The 18021-nt window shown below is 46.6% G+C and carries 14 protein-coding genes; 11 read left to right on the top strand and 3 right to left on the bottom strand.

Annotated elements, in window-relative coordinates; genetic code table 11:
* Positions 1-172: 172 nt before the first annotated feature.
* The gene (locus AB3N00_RS14855; protein ID WP_175397929.1) at positions 173-325 is read right to left on the bottom strand and encodes a DUF1540 domain-containing protein; all 153 of its coding nucleotides are present in this window, start codon (positions 323-325) and stop codon (positions 173-175) included.
* 425 nt (positions 326-750) lie between these two features.
* On the opposite strand from AB3N00_RS14855, the gene AB3N00_RS14850 reads away from it, so the two are divergent.
* Positions 751-1563: an AAA family ATPase gene (locus tag AB3N00_RS14850; protein WP_413035321.1), complete on the top strand. Its 813-nt coding sequence runs from the start codon at positions 751-753 to the stop codon at positions 1561-1563.
* 115 nt (positions 1564-1678) lie between these two features.
* Here AB3N00_RS14850 and AB3N00_RS14845 read toward each other — a convergent pair whose 3' ends face one another.
* A complete protein-coding gene (locus AB3N00_RS14845; RefSeq protein WP_413035320.1) occupies positions 1679-3142 on the bottom strand; it encodes an ATP-binding protein in 1464 nt (487 codons plus the stop codon).
* Positions 3127-3813, bottom strand: coding sequence for a response regulator transcription factor (locus tag AB3N00_RS14840; RefSeq protein ID WP_413035319.1), 687 nt, complete (start codon positions 3811-3813; stop codon positions 3127-3129). Before AB3N00_RS14840 ends, AB3N00_RS14845 begins: the two co-directional genes overlap by 16 nt.
* Before the next feature lie 189 nt (positions 3814-4002).
* Between AB3N00_RS14840 and AB3N00_RS14835 the strand changes: the two genes are divergently transcribed.
* The 10 genes from AB3N00_RS14835 (at position 4003) to AB3N00_RS14790 (ending at position 17916) form a co-directional block, all read left to right on the top strand.
* The gene (locus AB3N00_RS14835; protein ID WP_413035318.1) at positions 4003-4716 is read left to right on the top strand and encodes a YceI family protein; all 714 of its coding nucleotides are present in this window, start codon (positions 4003-4005) and stop codon (positions 4714-4716) included.
* Between the two features lie 335 nt (positions 4717-5051).
* The gene (locus tag AB3N00_RS14830) at positions 5052-9377 is read left to right on the top strand and encodes a glycosyl hydrolase 53 family protein (protein WP_413035317.1); all 4326 of its coding nucleotides are present in this window, start codon (positions 5052-5054) and stop codon (positions 9375-9377) included.
* Positions 9378-9539: 162 nt separating this feature from the next.
* Complete coding sequence (locus AB3N00_RS14825) at positions 9540-10562, top strand: iron-hydroxamate ABC transporter substrate-binding protein (RefSeq protein ID WP_413035316.1); 1023 nt, start codon at positions 9540-9542, stop codon at positions 10560-10562.
* A gap of 170 nt (positions 10563-10732) precedes the next feature.
* Positions 10733-11773: an SPFH domain-containing protein gene (locus AB3N00_RS14820; protein ID WP_413035315.1), complete on the top strand. Its 1041-nt coding sequence runs from the start codon at positions 10733-10735 to the stop codon at positions 11771-11773.
* Positions 11770-12795 carry a sugar kinase gene (locus AB3N00_RS14815; RefSeq protein ID WP_413035314.1) on the top strand — a complete coding sequence of 342 codons (1026 nt, stop codon included), beginning with the start codon at positions 11770-11772 and terminating at the stop codon, positions 12793-12795. The genes AB3N00_RS14820 and AB3N00_RS14815 overlap by 4 nt, the downstream gene beginning before the upstream one ends.
* Positions 12796-12878: 83 nt before the next feature.
* The gene (locus AB3N00_RS14810; protein ID WP_413035313.1) at positions 12879-13589 is read left to right on the top strand and encodes a response regulator transcription factor; all 711 of its coding nucleotides are present in this window, start codon (positions 12879-12881) and stop codon (positions 13587-13589) included.
* On the top strand, positions 13590-14579 hold the full coding sequence (locus AB3N00_RS14805; RefSeq protein WP_413035312.1) for a sensor histidine kinase: 990 nt from the start codon (positions 13590-13592) through the stop codon (positions 14577-14579).
* A 119-nt stretch (positions 14580-14698) separates the two neighbouring features.
* Positions 14699-14902 carry an alpha/beta hydrolase gene (locus AB3N00_RS14800; RefSeq protein WP_413035311.1) on the top strand — a complete coding sequence of 68 codons (204 nt, stop codon included), beginning with the start codon at positions 14699-14701 and terminating at the stop codon, positions 14900-14902.
* A 319-nt stretch (positions 14903-15221) separates the two neighbouring features.
* Complete coding sequence (locus AB3N00_RS14795; protein ID WP_413035310.1) at positions 15222-15992, top strand: ABC transporter ATP-binding protein; 771 nt, start codon at positions 15222-15224, stop codon at positions 15990-15992.
* Positions 15967-17916: an ABC transporter permease gene (locus tag AB3N00_RS14790; protein ID WP_413035309.1), complete on the top strand. Its 1950-nt coding sequence runs from the start codon at positions 15967-15969 to the stop codon at positions 17914-17916. The genes AB3N00_RS14795 and AB3N00_RS14790 overlap by 26 nt, the downstream gene beginning before the upstream one ends.
* Positions 17917-18021 lie beyond the last annotated feature (105 nt).

Raw genomic sequence — 18021 nt, 5'->3', positions numbered from 1 at the left:
GGGCAGATTCACTGCTCTCGTAGTTTACGTGAGCAGCCTGTTCAATGTGCATCATGGGAGTGGAATAACGTTTTGCAGAATAGGGCTTGATAATAATTATCATTCTTGTTACAATACAAAAAGAAAAAGGAACCGGCCAGGGCTCCTTTAACTTAAAGTAAAAATGAAATTGTTATTTTACTTCAAACGTTTTGCAGTCTGTTTCAGCAGACTGGCTAGCTTCTTTGGAACTGTGGCTCACGATATAAATCGAAGAAGCGTTACATTTGTTCTCTTCAGCCCAGTGCACACAGGAATTTACTTCACACAATACGTCTTTTGCCATGATAAATAACCTCACTTTGAGTTTTATTACATTCGTTGGTATAAAGAAATATCCCAATTTGCAAGTTGCCGCTTGCTCATTCGGAATCTTGTTGCTCTCTGAAACAGAGGGCTTATTTGCGTTATACACAACGATGCACTTTCAGAATAGCAAATTTTGTTACAGCTTGCAACATGGGCAGTTGGTTGCACTGCATCTGGGGGGGGGCTCATGGAACCGAAACTTTGCAAAAAGGGAGCCGTATGTTATTATTAAATAGTAATAATTACGATTAAGTGAGAAATCTAATCAGAAAACAAATTAAAAACCACTTCAGAAAGAAAAATCGCTAGCATTCCAAGAAGTGATTATTCTCTTCTGAAACGATAAGCCCGGGGATTCGCTTCTTACTCTCCCGGCATGGAACGAAGGAGAACAGTGAAGACATGAGCAAAACCAATCATATAAACCGTATTCCCCGTGCCAAAGGGATCGATATGGCTGCTTTTTATTCACCTAAAGAGTGTGCACGCAAAGTCAAACATATTGTATTCTCGCAAGAAAACGAGCGGGTGATCGAAGAATTCCTGACCATTCTCGGGATGAAAGAACGCTTTGTGGAACATGATGTTCCCATGCCGAATAAATTGGTGATGTTTGGCCCACCTGGTACCGGGAAGACGTTAACGGCTTCCTATTTGGCATCTCGGCTGAATCTTCCGCTGGTACTGGTACGTCTGGATGCGATCATCCACAGTCATTTGGGAGAGACCGCCACGAATGTGCGCAAACTTTTCGAATATGCACGTGTGAATCCGTGTGTACTGTTCCTGGATGAGTTTGATGCGATCGGTCGAACCCGGGAGAGTAACGATGAAGTGAAAGAGATGGCCAGGGTGGTTAACACATTGCTGCAATGCCTGGACGAATTCGAAGGGGATAGTGTGCTGGTAGCGGCCACCAACTTGGAGACACAGCTGGATCATGCGGTCTGGCGGCGATTCGATACCAAAATAACGTATGGCATGCCGGATGACCAGAGCAGGCAGCTATACATTAACAAACTGGTTGGACAATTCGAACATCAGCCCGACTTGCAAACGGTTATGTGCAAACAACTGAAAGGTTGCAGCTTCGCAGATGTCGAGCAGATCGTGCTCAAAGCTAAACGGAAAGCGATTATTGCGGACAGTCCATTGCATGAACAATTGATTACAGATGCATACGAAGAGTACATGCCGCGGTTGTTGTCTACATAGAAATCGGAGTCAAGTCTGTATTGTGGGCAATTTGAAAGACCTCTGTATAACGAAACAGCCCAGCCAGGAGTCCATTCAGGAGGCCCGGCTGGGCTGTTCTTTTATTTCTAGTGATTTAAGCATTCACAGGTGAACGATAGGCTTTTTCCAGGGACGGCGCATCAGGTGCTTTCCAGCGTGGCAGTTTGAGGGTGAACAGACTCCCTTGGGGGCTGCTTGACGTGAGGGTCAGATCTCCACCCTGGGCTTGAGCGAGAAGACGGCTGTATGTGAGCCCGAGTCCCAGACCACGCGACAGACGTTTTTTGATCTCTCCACGATAGAAACGTTCGAATATTTTGGATCGATCTTCCTCGGCAATGCCTGTACCGTTGTCCTGAACGTCCACGAAGAGAAATTGTTCTTCAGCACGCAAACGAAGTTCAAAGGCGGCCCTTTGGCCGGAATCTGTCGCCTGTAAGGCATTATTGAGCAAATTAACGATAATTTGCTGAATTCGCAAAGCATCTCCAATGGTATAAAGCGAGCCACTGGGTGCATGTAATACAACCTCTGGTGATTTATCCTCATAAGCAATTTTCCACTGATAGATAATTTCTCCCACCAGCAAATTCAGATCTATGCGTTCCTGGCGTACAGCAACGCTGCCTGCACTCATCGCATTATAGTCCAGGAGATCAGCCACCATACGTTCCATACGTTCGGATTCCTTCAATGCAATATCAAGAAACTCTTTGCCTTCCTGCGGGCTGACGATATCATCACGAACGGCCATAACCAGTCCTTTGATGGAAGTCACCGGGGTTTTCAGTTCATGAGTTACTCCCGCCAGTGACAGTGTGCGCCATTCCTCCAGCTGCTGTAAACGAAGGGACATCTCGCGAAAGGAATTCACGAGTTCATTCATTTCCTGCTCCCTGGCATCCAGATCCAGGTTCACCTCATAATTGCCGGTTCGAATCTGCTCTGCGGCATGAGCGACCTGTCGTATAGGCTTGGACAGCTTGCGAGACAGAAGGTAGATCGTAAACCAGCCGCATAGAATTAGGGCTGCAAACAGCAGACCTACAATCAGCAGTGTATCCGAACTGTATGTGATGGCTTTTTTGGACTGCATCACCCATACCTTGCCCAGTGTCTGATCGGCATCCACTACATTGACGGTAACACCGGCAAATTTGTTGTTTCGCGGCTCCAGCAGATCGTCAGACAGTCTGGAATATACATCTTGCTGTGTCATTTTCGGTTTGGAATAGATCAATTGGTTATTGTTGTCGAGGATCATAATGCAAAAATGATTATCCGTATTAAAAAGCTTTGTACGCTTATCCACCAGCCTGTCGAGATCAGGGGGGATGTGCAGCCTGTTCCCGGACACGGACACCTTTTCTGCAATTTCCAGTCCCAGAAGCTCAGCCGTTTTGAGGCCTTTCTCAAGGGAAGTTGTTCTGATCCAGTAGAGTGCACCCGCAACGATAATGGTGAACCCGATGCACAGGATCAGAAAATATTGAAGTGTCCAATAAGACAGAATGGATGTTTTTCGTTTTGGCGTTTTTCGGTTTAGTTTGCGATCCAAAATTGATACCCCATTCCCCGTAAAGTCCGGATTTCTCCCGTTTCTGGCAGCCAGTGAGAGAGGGCCTGACGCAGCCGTTTAATCGAGAGATCCACGGCGCGGTCGCTTCCGTCATAATCCATGCCCCATACCTGTTCAATGAGATGCTCCCGGGTGAACGTGCGATTTGGATATTCGGACAGAAACATCAGTAATGACAAATCACGAGGGGTTAGCGCAACTTCTGCCCCATTTAGCAGCACCTGCTTGGCTGCCAGGTCAATGACCAGATTGCCGAAATAACGTTTGCCTTCACCCTCCGCAGTCCAATGCGGGTTGCGGCGAAGTACCGCGTTAACTCTTGCCACAACTTCCTCCGGTACGAAGGGCTTGCTCATATAATCGTCAGCACCCGCATTCAGACCGTTGAGACGGTCCTGAATGTCATCCAGTGCTGTTAGCATAATGACAGGACAAGAGCTCTTTTCACGAATCATCCGCAGCAGATCCCATCCGTCCATTCCTGGCAGCATCACATCGAGCAAAACCAGGGCAGGGACATCAGAGTCAAATAGAGTTAGGGCAGTGGGTCCATCAGCTGCATGACGGACGTCAAAACCCGCTTTTCTCAGATAAGCAGCCAGTACACGTGCAATAGCTTGCTCATCCTCGACGATGAGTATGGATTTCAAGAAGGTGTCTCCTTTCACGACATAAGCTTGTGTACTGATTTTACATGAGCCGGGGCCTAAAGCCAATCTGGCAATTATTTTCAGAAAAAAATAAGTTGTGCGTCAAGTTTTGACGTCATCCTGACACATTGGGCTGTTAAGATTCTTGCAACAACCAACATATACAATAACCAATTGGAGGAGATAGAGATGAACAAAAAGACAAAAACATGGGTGATATCCGGCGTGGCTGCGATTGCTATTCTCGGGGGCGGAGGTTATTATTTCGCCAACAGTTTCATGGGGAACAACGTGGATATCGAGCAGGTACTTCCAGCGAGTACGGCAGCATCCACAACAGATGCAGGCACTGGTACAGCAGTAGCGAATGAAGCAGCCAGCGCGGAGCAATTGAATGGAGACTGGACGATCAGCGAAGGTTCGAAGGTGTATTTCTCCGTAACTACATCGCAGGAGACCGTCAATTTTGTGGACGAGCAGGTCAGTGGAACCTGGACTATTAATGTGGACGATGCTTCCCAGATGAAAGCAGACGGCCAGATTGAAATGAGCGGAATTGACTCGGGTAACGGTCAGCGGGATAATCACGTAAAAGAAGCAGACTTCTTCGATGTTAGCACGCACCCACAAGCGACGTTTACGGCAACCTCATTTGAAGGCGTACCTGCGGAGTGGACGGCAGGGCAAACGGCAGAGTTTAAAATGAACGGTACCCTTACGGTAAAAGGCGTTGAGAAAGAAGTCACTTTTGATGCAAAGGCCGCTTATGAAAATGATCAGGTATTGTTGTCTGCCACAACGATGGTTACGTTCGAAGATTTCAACATGGAGAATCCACACTCCGTAGTGTTATCCACCGAGAACGACATTCAGGTGCAATTGGAACTGAAACTTAGCAAATAAAAGAGGTTGTCTATTGAAAGGACAAGGTAAAGTTTTGGATTTATAACAAGGTCAGCACTGTCCCTAATCGATATAATAATATAGCTTACCAAAACCTGTTCCCTGCCGTCTTTAGGCAAAGGGACAGGTTTTTTTGCGTTGTGGCGTTGTTTTCGTACTGATAAAAGGGACAGACTGAGTCCGTTTCAGGTAATAGCCAGAACATCAACCTGTTAAAATAAATGCTGTTTCCTTTGAATAATGCCGTGTCGCAGCCTGTTATAAAGCGCTTACAATTAGATAGGACTCATCCATGATTAGACCATGTACAACCAAACAAAAGGGGGAAACAAAGAGTGAAGAAATACATAAGCGGCTGTCTTGTCTTGTTAATGCTGTTCTGTGATTTGGGAATGCTGGCACGTCCAGCTGCTGCAGCCCAAGTGAACGTGGCATTGAACAAACAGGTTACCGTCAGTGCGGAAGATCTGCAATACAATGGGAACAAGGAGTATGCCGTAGACGGCAACGCCGATACCAAGTGGAGTGCAGACAGCAGGAATGAAGCAGATCAGCCTCATTGGTTGATGGTTGATCTTGGAGGAACATATCAGGTGTCCGGAGCTGAGCTGACGTGGAAAGATAAAGGCCAAATCGTGAAGTATCATGTTGAAGTATCATCAGATGCCGTTCGATGGACAACAGTTGCCGATCAGACAGCAAACGAAACAGCCGAAGATACGGCGAAAGTGACTTTTCAGGCAGATGACGTGAGATACGTGAAGGTAACCATTCCTTATTACGCTGGACCGGATTGGTGGCCAGGCATTGCCGAGCTGAAAGTATGGGGACAGGAAGAGGGGCTTGAGCCAGAACTTATTACTGCTTATTCTCCGATTAACATTTCCACCTTAAAAGGTGTCGCACCCGTGATGCCTGCTGAAGTTCAGGCTCTCTATCAGAATGGAAAATCGGCAAATATTCCGGTGGCATGGAATGAAATAGAACCTGCCGAGTATGCTTCCACTGGAAGCTTCACCGTTACTGGTGCGGTATACGGAGCACTTATTCAGCCGGTGGCTAATGTACAGGTTGGGGGATACCGCGATGATTTTATACGAGGGGTGGATATCTCAACGCTAACGGCAATCGAAGACAATGGCGGTAAATATCTGGACAGCAATGGGGTGGAAAGGGATCTGCTCGACATTCTTAAGGACCGCGGTGTGAACTATGTTCGTCTTCGTCTGTGGAATGATCCACAGAAGTCAGGAGGCTATAATGACAAGGCAGATGTAATCCGCTTAGCCAAGCGTGTGAAGGAAAAGGGGATGAAGATCCTGCTCGATTTCCATTATTCTGATGAGTGGGCTCATCCAGGTCAGCAGCTTCGACCCAAAGCATGGGAGGACCTGTCTTTTGAAGAACTGAAGAAGGCCGTATTTGATTATACTTTCGAGGTAGTAGGCGACATGAAAGCGGAGGGTGCCATGCCAGACATGGTCCAGATCGGAAATGAAATTAACAGCGGTGTTCTTAACGGCTTGAACAGCAATGTGAATTTTGATGAAAATGTCGCGCTGCTGCAGAGTGGCGTAGATGGAGTGAGGGCCGTTGATGGGGGCGATCAGGTTGAGATCATGATCCATCTGGCTGAAGGCGGCAAACCCGAGATGTTTGATTGGTACTTCGGAGAAGTGGAGAAGCGTGGACTGGATTATGACATTATCGGGCTGTCCTACTATCCTTTCTGGCACGGAACCTTTGCGGACGTGCAACAGACAATGAATAATGTCTCCGCCAAATATAAAAAAGAAGTTCTCATTGCCGAGACTTCTTACCCGTTCTCCTATAAAAATGGGGATGCTCATGGCAACATTATAGGCAGTCCGGAAGCACTTCATGTGGGGGGCGCAACTTTTCCGGCAACTGTACAAGGTCAATATGACGCCATTGCCGGCATTATGGATTTGATTGCAGAAGTTCCTGATGGACGCGGAGCAGGGTTCTTTTACTGGGAGCCGGCATGGATTGCGGCTAATGTAGGCTGGATTGCTTCAGAGGGTGATGCTTGGGAGAACCACGCGATGTTCGACTACGATGAATATCCTGCCAATGGAGGGTACTCTTTCGAAGGACGTGCCTTGGAATCATTGGATGTATACAAACGCGGCATGGAATCTGTGCCGGCAGATCGTCAGCATTTATGGGCTGCCATTAAACGTGCAAGTGAATTGGTGGCATCGGATTTTACACCAGCCAGTTGGCCAACACTGGAACCAGCCATTCAGGCAGCGGCTCGCGTGTACCAGCAAGCTTACACCTCGGAGGTCCTGACACAACAAGAGACAGATGCAGCTGCAGCTGCACTCGAAGCCGTCATGCAGCAGCTTGAAGTCATTCCTGCCGTTCGGAAGGCGCTTGAAGATAAAATCGCAGAAGCTGGAGCATTCCATGAAGCGGATTGGTCACCGGCTACATGGACTGTTTTTAGTAAAGCACTCGCCAAGGCGAAACAAGTTCTGGCCGATCCGAGGGCTACCCAGACCGAAGTGGATAAGGCAGTTGCAAGTCTGGACAAAGCCATTCAGGGATTATCTGATGTAGACAAAACCATGTTGGTACAGCTCATAGAAGAGGCTCAGCAGCAGAGCGAATCTTCATATACTTATCGGAGCTGGAATGTTTTGCAAACTGCTCTACAGGCAGCCATTGTCGTGAGAGACAAGCCGGATGCAGTACAGGCTGAAGTCAATCAGGCTAAGGAACAGCTTCAACAAGCTGGTCGCAACCTTGTTCTGCTGGAAGCTTTAACAACTGACAAGACAGCAACGGCTTCCTCAAGCGCAGGTACGGGCGGCGGACATGACAACTCACCAAACGGAGCCATTGACAGCAACCCCAATACGTCCTGGGGAACAGATCAAAGTGTGGGCAGTTGGTGGCAAGTGGACCTCGGAACCGTTGCGAATATCCGTAAGTTCGAAATGTCCATGTGGAGTGGCGGCATCAAATACAAAATCGAAGTGTCTGAGGACAATCAAAACTATGTCACGGTTGTTGATACAACTAGTGATGTCGTTGTTTCCACCAGTCCAAGACACATTCTGCCAGAGCGTACACAGGCGCGTTATATTCGGGTTACCATTACTGCTGGCTCAACATGGGTGGGATTCATGGATTTTGAAGCATATGGTACGTTCCCTGCGGACAAAACGGTTCTTCAGACTACCGTGGATTCAGCTTCGAAACTGCAGCAAAATCAATACACGGCTGCAAGCTGGAGCAAACTGGCGGAGGCGCTCGCTGCAGCCAAACAATGGATTGACGATATAGAAGCTTCTGTTCAAGACATAAGTCATGCGGACTCATCGTTAAAAGAGGCAATACGTCAGTTGGTGCGGCAAGAGACAGTCCCTGGACCGTCACAACCAAGTCAACCATCACAGCCATCATCTACTGGAAGCCCTGCTGTTACTGTACCTGCACCGGAAACGGAAAACCAGACAGTAGGTAGTACGAACCTAGTCAAAGGAACTTTGACCGGGGATCATCAGTACGCTATTCAACCCGATGCGCAGCAATGGATTCAATGGGGCAAAGGATTGAAAGCAGGAAATAAACAGCTGCAGTTGATTGCTGACGTTCCCAGCACATTCAAGGCTGTGACGTTCCATGTGCCTGCGAGTTCATTGGCAGCTTGGATTCAAACGCAGGAGGTTGAGTCACTGGAGCTGAATGTAGATCTTACATCGGTACGTATACCGGTGAAATCACTGCAGAGGATCGATGCTGCTGCCAAAACACTTGATGTTGTAGTATCGAAAGGTTCCACCGAGAACCTATCCGAAACACAAAAAGCAGCCATCGGTAATCATCCCGTAATCAACGTCAATCTGTTCGTGGATGGTGAAGTAATACCCTGGACAGATCGGACCATTGAAATTGCATTCTCGGGTACAGGTAAACCCAAGTCAGATCATGCTGTTCTCGTTGTGCAATCCATATTGCCAGATGGTCCAATGAAACCAGTCACGTATTCCGCATATGATGAGACTGCTGGGGTAATGACCTTCAAGCCCCTTCAATCCGGTTCCTTTGTTGTAACTGAGGTTCAGATACCTCTAAAAGATATACAAACCCATTCATGGGCAGTAAATGAAGTGAAGAATTTGTATGGTAAAGGGATTATCTCAGGGATGTCCGAGAAGCGTTTCGATCCGCTGGGAGAACTGACAAGAGGGCAATTCTTGCATATGGTCATTCAAGGGATTGGCAGCACTCATATGCCAAATGCAACCCAATCTTTGCTGAGTGATGTGCCAGAAGGGCAATGGTATTCCGATTCGATCCGTCTTGCTTTAGAGATGAACATCATTCAGGGTCGTGCTGATGGATCCTTTGGAGTCCATGATCTCATTACACGTGAAGAAATGGCAGTGATACTGGATCGTGCAGTTCAAACTGCCAAACAGGATGGAGATTTAGGCCCAGTTTCAGTCACTGGTGCTGAGTTCAGGGATAACGAACATATCGCAGATTATGCGAAGCAGGCTGTTTCTTCCATGCAGCAGCTAGGATTGTTGAAGGGAATGAGCGACGGAACCTTCGCACCGAAACAGACGGCTAACCGTGCACAAGGAGCAGTTGCCGTTGCTAGAATGATGGAACAGCTGTATTAAAATGGGTAAATTAGTGGAGTTGGAGGGTTGAGCCATATAGGCTGGCTCTCCAACTTTTTTTTTCAGAACGAACATTAATCTGGACAAGATGAAAATAATTCTGCTATGATTCAAATGATAATGATTCCCATTATCAAATAACGCGATTTTTGGGGGGCCATCATGTTTAAGTTGAGATTCAGATCCACTCTATCGTTATGCACATTGTTTCTTGTCTTTGTTCTTGTTCTTGCCGGGTGCGGCAGTGCGGAGACAGCAAATCATGAAACAGGAAGCGGCAGCGGACAAACAACAGAGAATAATGGCAGTGCCGGAAATGATAACGCATCCGAGGAATCAAGTGATAACGAGACACGTATCTACAAAACAGCCAAAGGTGACATTACCATTCCCGCGCATCCGCAGCGTATTGTAACGGATTATTATGGCGGTGAGATTTTGTCCGTTGGAGGCAACCTGATTGGTGTGGAGCCAAGTGCCTTTGAAAATCCGTTTATTAAGGAACAGCTGAAGAACACGACGGATGTTGGTTATCCGGTGAATGTAGAGAAAACGCTGGAACTGCAGCCCGATCTGATTGTGGTGATGTATGATGATAATTATGAAGAGTTGTCCAAAATTGCACCAACGGTTCATATTCCCTACGGAACAGCAACGGACATTTACAAGACTGTGGAGCTGTTCGGTGACCTGATGGGTGAGAAGGAGCAAGCTGAAGCATTTATTGCCGATTATGAGAAAAAGGCGGAAGAAGGACGCGAGAAGCTGAAAGGCATTGTTGACGAGAATACAACTGTAGGACTATATGAACTGACCGACAAAGGAGATCTCTGGACATTTGGAGACAACGCAGGCCGTGGCGGACAAGCCGTATATAATGCGTTGAAGCTGAAAATGCCAAGTAAAATCAGCAATGACAACCAGACTGTGCAATTATCTCTTGAAGTGCTGCCGGAGTATGCAGCAGATTATATGTTCATGACGGTATACGATCCTGAGAAAAAGGGAGATGCATTGAAGGAATTCAAACAATCGAAGGTATGGAATGGTTTGGAGGCAGTGAAAAATCAACGCTTCTTCGAAAATGATTTTGATACGTTCTATCGCTATGACCCGATTGCCATTACGGCCCAGATTGACCTTTTCGTGGATCTAATCACCAAGAGTGCACAAGCCAATAAATAAGCAAATAAACGAAATTGAGACCTGTCTTAAAGCTGCGGCCAAGAGACGGGTCTTTTTGTTATCAAAAAAATATAAAAGAAAATCATTAATGTCATATTGACATTATCAAAAACGTTTGTTATCATTTCGATAATATCATAATGACATTATTAAGGAATGGGGAATGAGCGATGTTTGGATTCCGATTCGTGAAGTTTCAGCCCAGTGAATATGTAATGAAAATTAAAAATGGGAAGGTACAGCGAGAGGGTGTGGGATTGTCCTTTTACTACTACGAGCCAACAACTTCGGTTGTTGTACTGCCCGTATCTTCCGTGGATGTTCCTTTTATGTTCGAAGAAATTACGGCTGACTATCAAACGGTGACGGTTCAGGGCCAATTGAGCTACCGCATTGTGAACTACCTGAAAATTACGCAAAGTTTGAATTACACGTACAATTTACGCAAGAACAAGTATATCTCTGACGATCCGGGCAAGCTGGACCAACGCGTGATAACGACAGCCAAAGTATTGACCAAAAAGCATTTGGAACAGATGCCCCTCAAGGAGGCCATTCAATCCAGCGAACGGCTCGCAAGCAGCATGAAGCGTGAAGTGGTGCAAAGTGAGGAGCTGGAGAAACTGGGAGTGGAACTGATGAGTTTATCCATTCTTGCCATTTTGCCAAACAAGGAAACGATGCGGGCGCTGGAGGCGCAGGCACGCGAAGAAATTTTACGTCAAGCGGATGAAGCATTATATGTGCGCCGGAATGCCTCCATTGAGCAGGAGCGTCGAGTGAAGGAAAACGAACTTAATACCGAAATTGCCGTAGAAACGAAAAAGCAGCAAATCAGAGAAACACAATTGCAGGCAGAGCGTTCGGTCAAACAGAAAGAGAATGAAATGGAGCAGGAGCAGCTTGAATTCAACACGGCAATGGAGGAGCGGAAACAACAGCTCATCGAATTGACGATCGCCAATCATAATGCCGAAGCTGATGCGAAAGCCTATGAAATTGCTGCTGTCATGAAATCATTGCAGGATGTGGAACCAAATGTGCTTCAGGCGATGGCCAACATGGGAATGAATTCGGATAAACTGATTGCTCTGGCGTTCCAGGAACTGGCGGAGAATGCGGGCAAAATTGGTCAGCTCAACATCTCACCTGATTTGTTGCAAGGATTAATGTCTGCACCAGCCAGAGAACAGGGAGGTCGATCACGATGAGACTTGGGCAAACAAGTAAGTCCTCGCGCATACAACATGCTGACCAAAACCATCTAGGCGATAGCAAACTAATTTTAGTGAAACGTAAAACAAGACTGGAAGAATTGGTTGTTCGTTATAACACTGTACAACAAGCCCAATTTTATATCGAACGTCTTGGTGCTGATTTTAGCGATTATATGGAGGAGGATCGACGTTATCGGCAATCCGTGCAGCAGGCTCAGCAACAGCTGAGTCAGCTCGGCCGGGTGCAGACCATTGATCGGGAACATGTGCCCAATTTTATATTTGGTGAACAGGATATCGTTGTGGTTGTAGGACAGGATGGACTTGTGGCGAATACGCTGAAATATGTAACAGAGCAGCCGCTCATCGGCGTGAATCCCGACCCCATGCGATGGGATGGAGTACTGCTTCCATTTACCGTGGAGGATCTGAAGATGATCATACCGGATGTCATACGAAAGCAGCGTTCCCTGAGAGAAGTGTCACTGGCAAAAGTGGAACTGAATGACGGACAATTTCTGTATGGGGTTAATGATTTGTTCATCGGACGGAAGACGCATGTATCTGCCCGTTATGAAGTTCGTCTCGGTTCATCGGTAGAACAGCAGTCATCCAGCGGTGTGATTGTATCTACCGGGTTGGGGGCGACGGGCTGGTTCAAGAGTGTGCTGGCTGGTGCAGCCGGCATTGTTGGCTCCGAGGCATGGAAGCATATGCACATGAAAGAAGATGTCAACTCGGTGAGTGCCATTACTCATGAAAATAGAATGGAGAACTTTGGATGGGATGCCCCTTATTTGTACTTTACGGTTCGAGAACCGTTTCCCAGCCGGACAACAGCGGCCAACCTGGTATTCGGAAAGGTTCATCAGAAGCAACCTCTGCGGATTGTATCACAGATGCCGGAAGACGGAGTCATTTTCAGTGATGGGGTGGAACAGGACTTTCTTGAATTTAATTCCGGGGTGGAAGCCACCATTGGGCTTGCAGAGAAACGAGGACATCTCGTCGTCTGACCCTTTATTTCCGAGGCATTTCCGTCTAGAATGGGTAACTAGATGTGAACAGGGCATTCTGGTGCGGAAAGAGAGGTTATACAATGCAATCGATATTGTTGGTTGAAGATGATGCCAAGCTCGCAGGCTTACTGTCATCGTATCTCAACCGAAATGGTTTCCAGGTACATGTCGTGGAGGAGTTCCGCCATGTACTGGAAGAATTTTTGAAGATCGGTGCGGATCTGGTCCTTATGGATGTGAACCTTCCACAATATGATGGTTACTATTGGTGTCGGCAGATCCGCACGCATTCCATATGTCCCATCTTATTTATTTCAGCACGTGACAGCGGTATGGATCAGGTTATGGCGCTGGAACACGGTGCAGATGATTATATTACCAAACCTTTTCAATATGAGGTGGTTTTGGCCAAGGTGAGAAGCCAGCTGCGCAGGGCGTATGGCACGTATGCTGCAGCCCAGCAAGAGTTAAAAGTCCGAAATGGACCCATGGTGCTGTACCCCGAAAGGTTCGTACTTGAACTTCATCATCTAACTGTGGAGCTGACCCAAAAAGAATCTGTTCTGGTTGAAGCATTGATGAGCAAGGCTGGGCGGGTGGTTGGTCGTGAACGTTTGCTTGATCTGATGTGGGAGGATCAGCACTTTATCGATGATAATACATTGAATGTGTATATTACCCGTGTCCGTCGCAAGCTGAAGGACCTGGGTGCAGAGGATTTGCTGGAGACGGTTCGGGGAGCGGGCTATCGTTTACTCGATTTGGGGACGGCTGCTCAGGAGGGCTTGTAAATGAAACTTTTCTTCAGAGACCAGTTACCCCTGATTGGCTTCTATTTGCTTCAGATGCTAATAGTCCCTTCAGTATACTGGCTTTCGGGCGAGTCTCGTCCTATTCGTATTGTCCTGTACGGCATGTTGATCAGCACGGTTATCTTCGTCGTGTATCTGATTGTGCGTTATGCTCAGCTTCATCATGTCTATCGCGCACTTCAAGAGCCAAAGAAACTGGTCAGGGAACCTTTTCAGCCGCTGGGTCATGCTCCAATGGCGCAAGCCATTAAAGGGGTAATCCACGAACAAGAACGAAATCGACAGCAAGAGATGGGTGAACTGCGTACTCGAAACGAGCAGCAGGTCGTTTTTATGAATCGCTGGGTTCATCAGATGAAGACGCCATTGTCGATCATTCAATTAACACTGGAGGATGTGGAGGATCAGACGGCTGGAAGCATTCAGGATGAACTGGACAAGATGCGCAAAGGGCTGGAGATGGTTCTTCATTCTTCCAGATTGGAACAGTTTGAAGGAGACTTTCGTGTAGAGCGTCTCTCTCTTGGTGAAGTGATCCGAGGCAGTATTGCTGAAAATCGTCGCCTGTTTATTCGCAAAGGTATCACACCGGACATCCGAATCGAAGAGGATCTCCACATATACAGTGATGCCAAATGGCTGCGTTTTATGTTTACCCAAATCTTGACCAATGCCGTTAACTACTCGGACAGCAGATCTGGCAAAAAGGTCATTATGACCGCTTACGTTCAGGGAGACCGCACCATTTTGGATGTTCAGGATGAAGGAATTGGCATATCAGCGGAAGACATTCATCGAGTGTTTAATCCTTACTTCACAGGGGAGAGGGGAAGGCAGTATCATGAGTCCACCGGGATGGGGTTATATCTTGTCCGCGAGATAAGTGCACGTCTGGGGAACCAGGTTGAACTATTCTCCAAACTGGATGAAGGAACGCTGGTCCGCTTCAGTTGGATGAATCAAAAGTAAGAGCACTATGCCTGTTGGCAGTAAAAAAGGGCAGTATTGTGATTCGGAATCAGATATTTATGTGTGTGATCAGGTTGGCCAGGCACGATTGGCTGTCCTGTTTTTTGCTTTTTGATAGAATGTCTGGGAGAGCGGAAGATATGCAGCCGACCAAGCCCAACATCATTTTTTATCCAGGAGGCTTGGTAGAACCGGAGAGCTATTCCCCATTGGTTAGGGAACTCGCTAAAAGGGGTCACCGGGTCTATGTTGCAGAAATGCCACTGAATCTGGCGATATTCGGTCAGAATACGGTGGAAAATTGGGTTAAAGGGTTAGAATAATAGGATGGAATAAGGCTGATTTGGGATCTGAATTGGTCATATCCTAACTGGCATTCTAAATGTGATAAGTTCGGGGTTAGTTTCAGCAAGGACATGACGTTGCTCTATGCGTCATGTCTTCTTTTTTTTGTACTCATTCGAAAAGCCGGTTCGTAGAGCTGAAATACAAGAACAGCTATGATTTAATTTACATCATGGAAGAGAACATAACCTTAAGTTCACTGTAAGGAAAGTTTAAGGTAAATCGATGGCGGGCCTGAAGCCGGTCCGTTAGGATAAAATAAGGGAACACAAGAATGATACATTGGGGGGAATAGTTATGGAGATGTTACAGGTCTCGGCACTTAATAAAATATACCAGGGTAAAGTACAAACTCAGGCCCTTAGCGATATTCATCTGACGATCAAACAGGGTGAGTTTGTTGGCATTATGGGTCCTTCAGGAAGTGGTAAAACGACGCTCCTGAATATGGTCTCTACAATAGATGAACCCAGTTCGGGCAAAGTGCTGATTAACGGCATGAATCCTTTTGATATGAGAAAAAAAGAACTCGCCATGTTCCGGCGCAGGGAACTCGGATTTGTATTTCAGGATTTCAATCTGCTGGATACGCTGACGGTTGCAGAGAATATCGTATTGCCGTTAACGCTGGACAAGGTAAAATATAAGGAAATGGAGAGCAGGTTGACACGGATCACGAACCAGCTCGGGATTGATCACATACTCGATAAACGCATTTATGAAATTTCAGGCGGACAGCGGCAGCGTACAGCCATCGCCAGAGCAATGATTAACATGCCATCGCTCGTGCTCGCGGATGAACCGACAGGGGCATTGGATTCCACCTCTTCGCAAGCCGTGATGGAATCACTTGAACAGATTAATCAGCAAGAGAAAACGACCATCATGCTGGTGACGCATGATCCACTTGCCGCCAGTTTCTGTCATCGCATCGTATTTATCAAGGATGGCAAACTGGCTGCAGAGGTCCATCGCGGGGATAACCGTCAGACCTTCTTTCAGCGGATCATCGACACTTTATCCTTCTGGGGAGGTAATTCACATGAGCTTTCCTCAGTTCGCGTTTAATAATATTCGGCGGAATGGACGGGCGTATGTTGCCTTTTTTCTGAGTAGTGTATTTATGGTTATGATCTTCTTCGCTTATGCGGTATTCAGCTATCATCCTTATGTGGCGAATATGCCGATTGGCAAGACAACGGCGTCTGGAATGCAAATTGCTTCAATTATTGTGTATGTATTTGCAATCTTTTTCGTCATGTACTCCATCAGTGCTTTTCTTAAATCGCGGAATAAGGAATTCGGCATCTTGACCATATTGGGTGCAGAACCAGGACAGATTCGAAGACTCGTCATCATGGAAAATATGCTGATTGGTTCCCTGTCCATTGTGGCTGGAATAGGTGGTGGCATGTTGTTGTCCAAGCTGTTCCTTATGCTCACTACTCGGTTTATCGGTATGGAGGATCTGCCCTTTTATTTCCCGACAAAAGCGATTTTGATTACGGTTGGTGCCTTTTTGCTGCTGTTTTTCTGTATTTCCCTGTTTACGTTGCTTTTTATCGGTAACAAGCGGGCACTCGAGTTGTTAAAAGGTACGAGTAAACCGAAAAAGGAGCCCAAAGCATCCTGGCTGCTTTCACTTATAGGGCTTGCGTTGCTGTCGGTCGGTTTTATTGCCCTATACAATGATTTATCGGGTGGAAACATACTGATCGCTGCGGTAGCAGGCATAGCTGGGACCTATTTTTTCTACTCCCAGCTCTCAGTTCTGGCTATTCGATTGATGAAACGCAACCGTAAGCGGGTGTGGCACGGAACCCGATTGTTGTGGATTTCAGAGATGAGTTACAAGATTAAGGATAATGCACGCATGCTGTTTATGGTGACGGTCGTGATTGCCATCGCATCGATGAGCGCTGTAGTCATCCTATCTCTGGATCAGCAAAATCGTCAGGTCTTTAAAGACAATGTGTTCCCGATTCGTTACAACGTATATAATGCATTAGACCAGCCCAATATGGCTCCTGTTAATGAGGTTCTGGACGCTGCCGGCCTGGATTATCAGGAGGTTTATCTGGAGTATCTATATGCGAACACGGATGACATGCGTATAACAGTGATGTCCTTAAGTGACTTCAACCGTTTCAACACCATGCGGAGCAAACCGACGTACACTTTGGCAGATCACTCAGGAATTTTTATTGATTCCAGGAATGATGACAGGCCGTTAGAGAATGAAAGATTTCGTCCACATGCGGATGGAGATCAGCTCGTGCTGAATACCGAATCGGAGTCTCTGGAAGTCAACATCGAGCATACTGAAAAAGACCCAGTATATAGCGATATCCTCTATTCAACAGCCGTGGCGGTTATCAATGATCAAGAATATAACGAACTCACGAAGTCATTAGATAAGCGCGAGCTTTCTGGCAAATATCTTTATCAAATCCCATCATGGGGACAGTCTGTACCGGATCGTGAATCATCTGAAGCTCTGGTCAGTGACCGCTTGAAAGACATCGATGAAGTCATAAAGGAGCGCTCTGCGGATAGGGAATTCTCCGGTTATTTTACGACACGATATACTGATTTCGAAGAATTCAGACAGACAACAGCGCTAATTACCTTCTTGGGTATTTTTATCGGTTTGATCTTTTCAATCTCGTCAGCAAGTTTTCTGTACTTCCGATTGCACACGGATCTCGAAGCAGATGGAAGAATGGTACATTCCCTTTCGAAGATGGGACTCAGTTTCCAGGAGATGAAGAGATCATCCACGATTCAGATTGCGGTTCTCTTTTTCTTCCCTATTCTGATCTCGATCGTGGAAACACTGGTTGTAGTTAGACCGTTCCTGACTCAATTCGGGATCGCCAACTATACCGTTCCCGTATTAACTGTATTCGGTGCGTTTTTGCTGGCACAGACATTTTATTTCTTTGTTATTCGTGCAAAATATATCTCTTCGCTGCGCAAAATGATGGTATAGATCACACTAAGCCGGCGTTGCTCAACAGAATATCATGGAGAGCCATAGTCGGGATTCCTTGATTCCAATCAAGGTGATCCCGGCTATTGTGCTCTATGATGAATT

Source organism: Paenibacillus xylanilyticus (assembly GCF_047246825.1).
Lineage (GTDB): Bacteria > Bacillota > Bacilli > Paenibacillales > Paenibacillaceae > Paenibacillus > Paenibacillus xylanilyticus_B.
Note: the sequence above shows the minus strand (reverse complement) of the source record. Positions and strands in the feature narration are given on the sequence as shown.

Bases quoted from the DNA above. Each gene is read 5' to 3' on its own strand.
- AB3N00_RS14825 (WP_413035316.1), top strand. From the start codon at position 9,540: ATGTTTAAGTTGAGATTCAGATCCACTCTATCGTTATGCACATTGTTT.
- AB3N00_RS14820 (WP_413035315.1), top strand. From the start codon at position 10,733: ATGTTTGGATTCCGATTCGTGAAGTTTCAGCCCAGTGAATATGTAATG.
- AB3N00_RS14855 (WP_175397929.1), bottom strand. From the start codon at position 325: ATGGCAAAAGACGTATTGTGTGAAGTAAATTCCTGTGTGCACTGGGCT.
- AB3N00_RS14815 (WP_413035314.1), top strand. From the start codon at position 11,770: ATGAGACTTGGGCAAACAAGTAAGTCCTCGCGCATACAACATGCTGAC.
- AB3N00_RS14835 (WP_413035318.1), top strand. From the start codon at position 4,003: ATGAACAAAAAGACAAAAACATGGGTGATATCCGGCGTGGCTGCGATT.
- AB3N00_RS14800 (WP_413035311.1), top strand. From the start codon at position 14,699: ATGTCTGGGAGAGCGGAAGATATGCAGCCGACCAAGCCCAACATCATT.
- AB3N00_RS14810 (WP_413035313.1), top strand. From the start codon at position 12,879: ATGCAATCGATATTGTTGGTTGAAGATGATGCCAAGCTCGCAGGCTTA.
- AB3N00_RS14850 (WP_413035321.1), top strand. From the start codon at position 751: ATGAGCAAAACCAATCATATAAACCGTATTCCCCGTGCCAAAGGGATC.
- AB3N00_RS14805 (WP_413035312.1), top strand. From the start codon at position 13,590: ATGAAACTTTTCTTCAGAGACCAGTTACCCCTGATTGGCTTCTATTTG.
- AB3N00_RS14790 (WP_413035309.1), top strand. From the start codon at position 15,967: ATGAGCTTTCCTCAGTTCGCGTTTAATAATATTCGGCGGAATGGACGG.
- AB3N00_RS14795 (WP_413035310.1), top strand. From the start codon at position 15,222: ATGGAGATGTTACAGGTCTCGGCACTTAATAAAATATACCAGGGTAAA.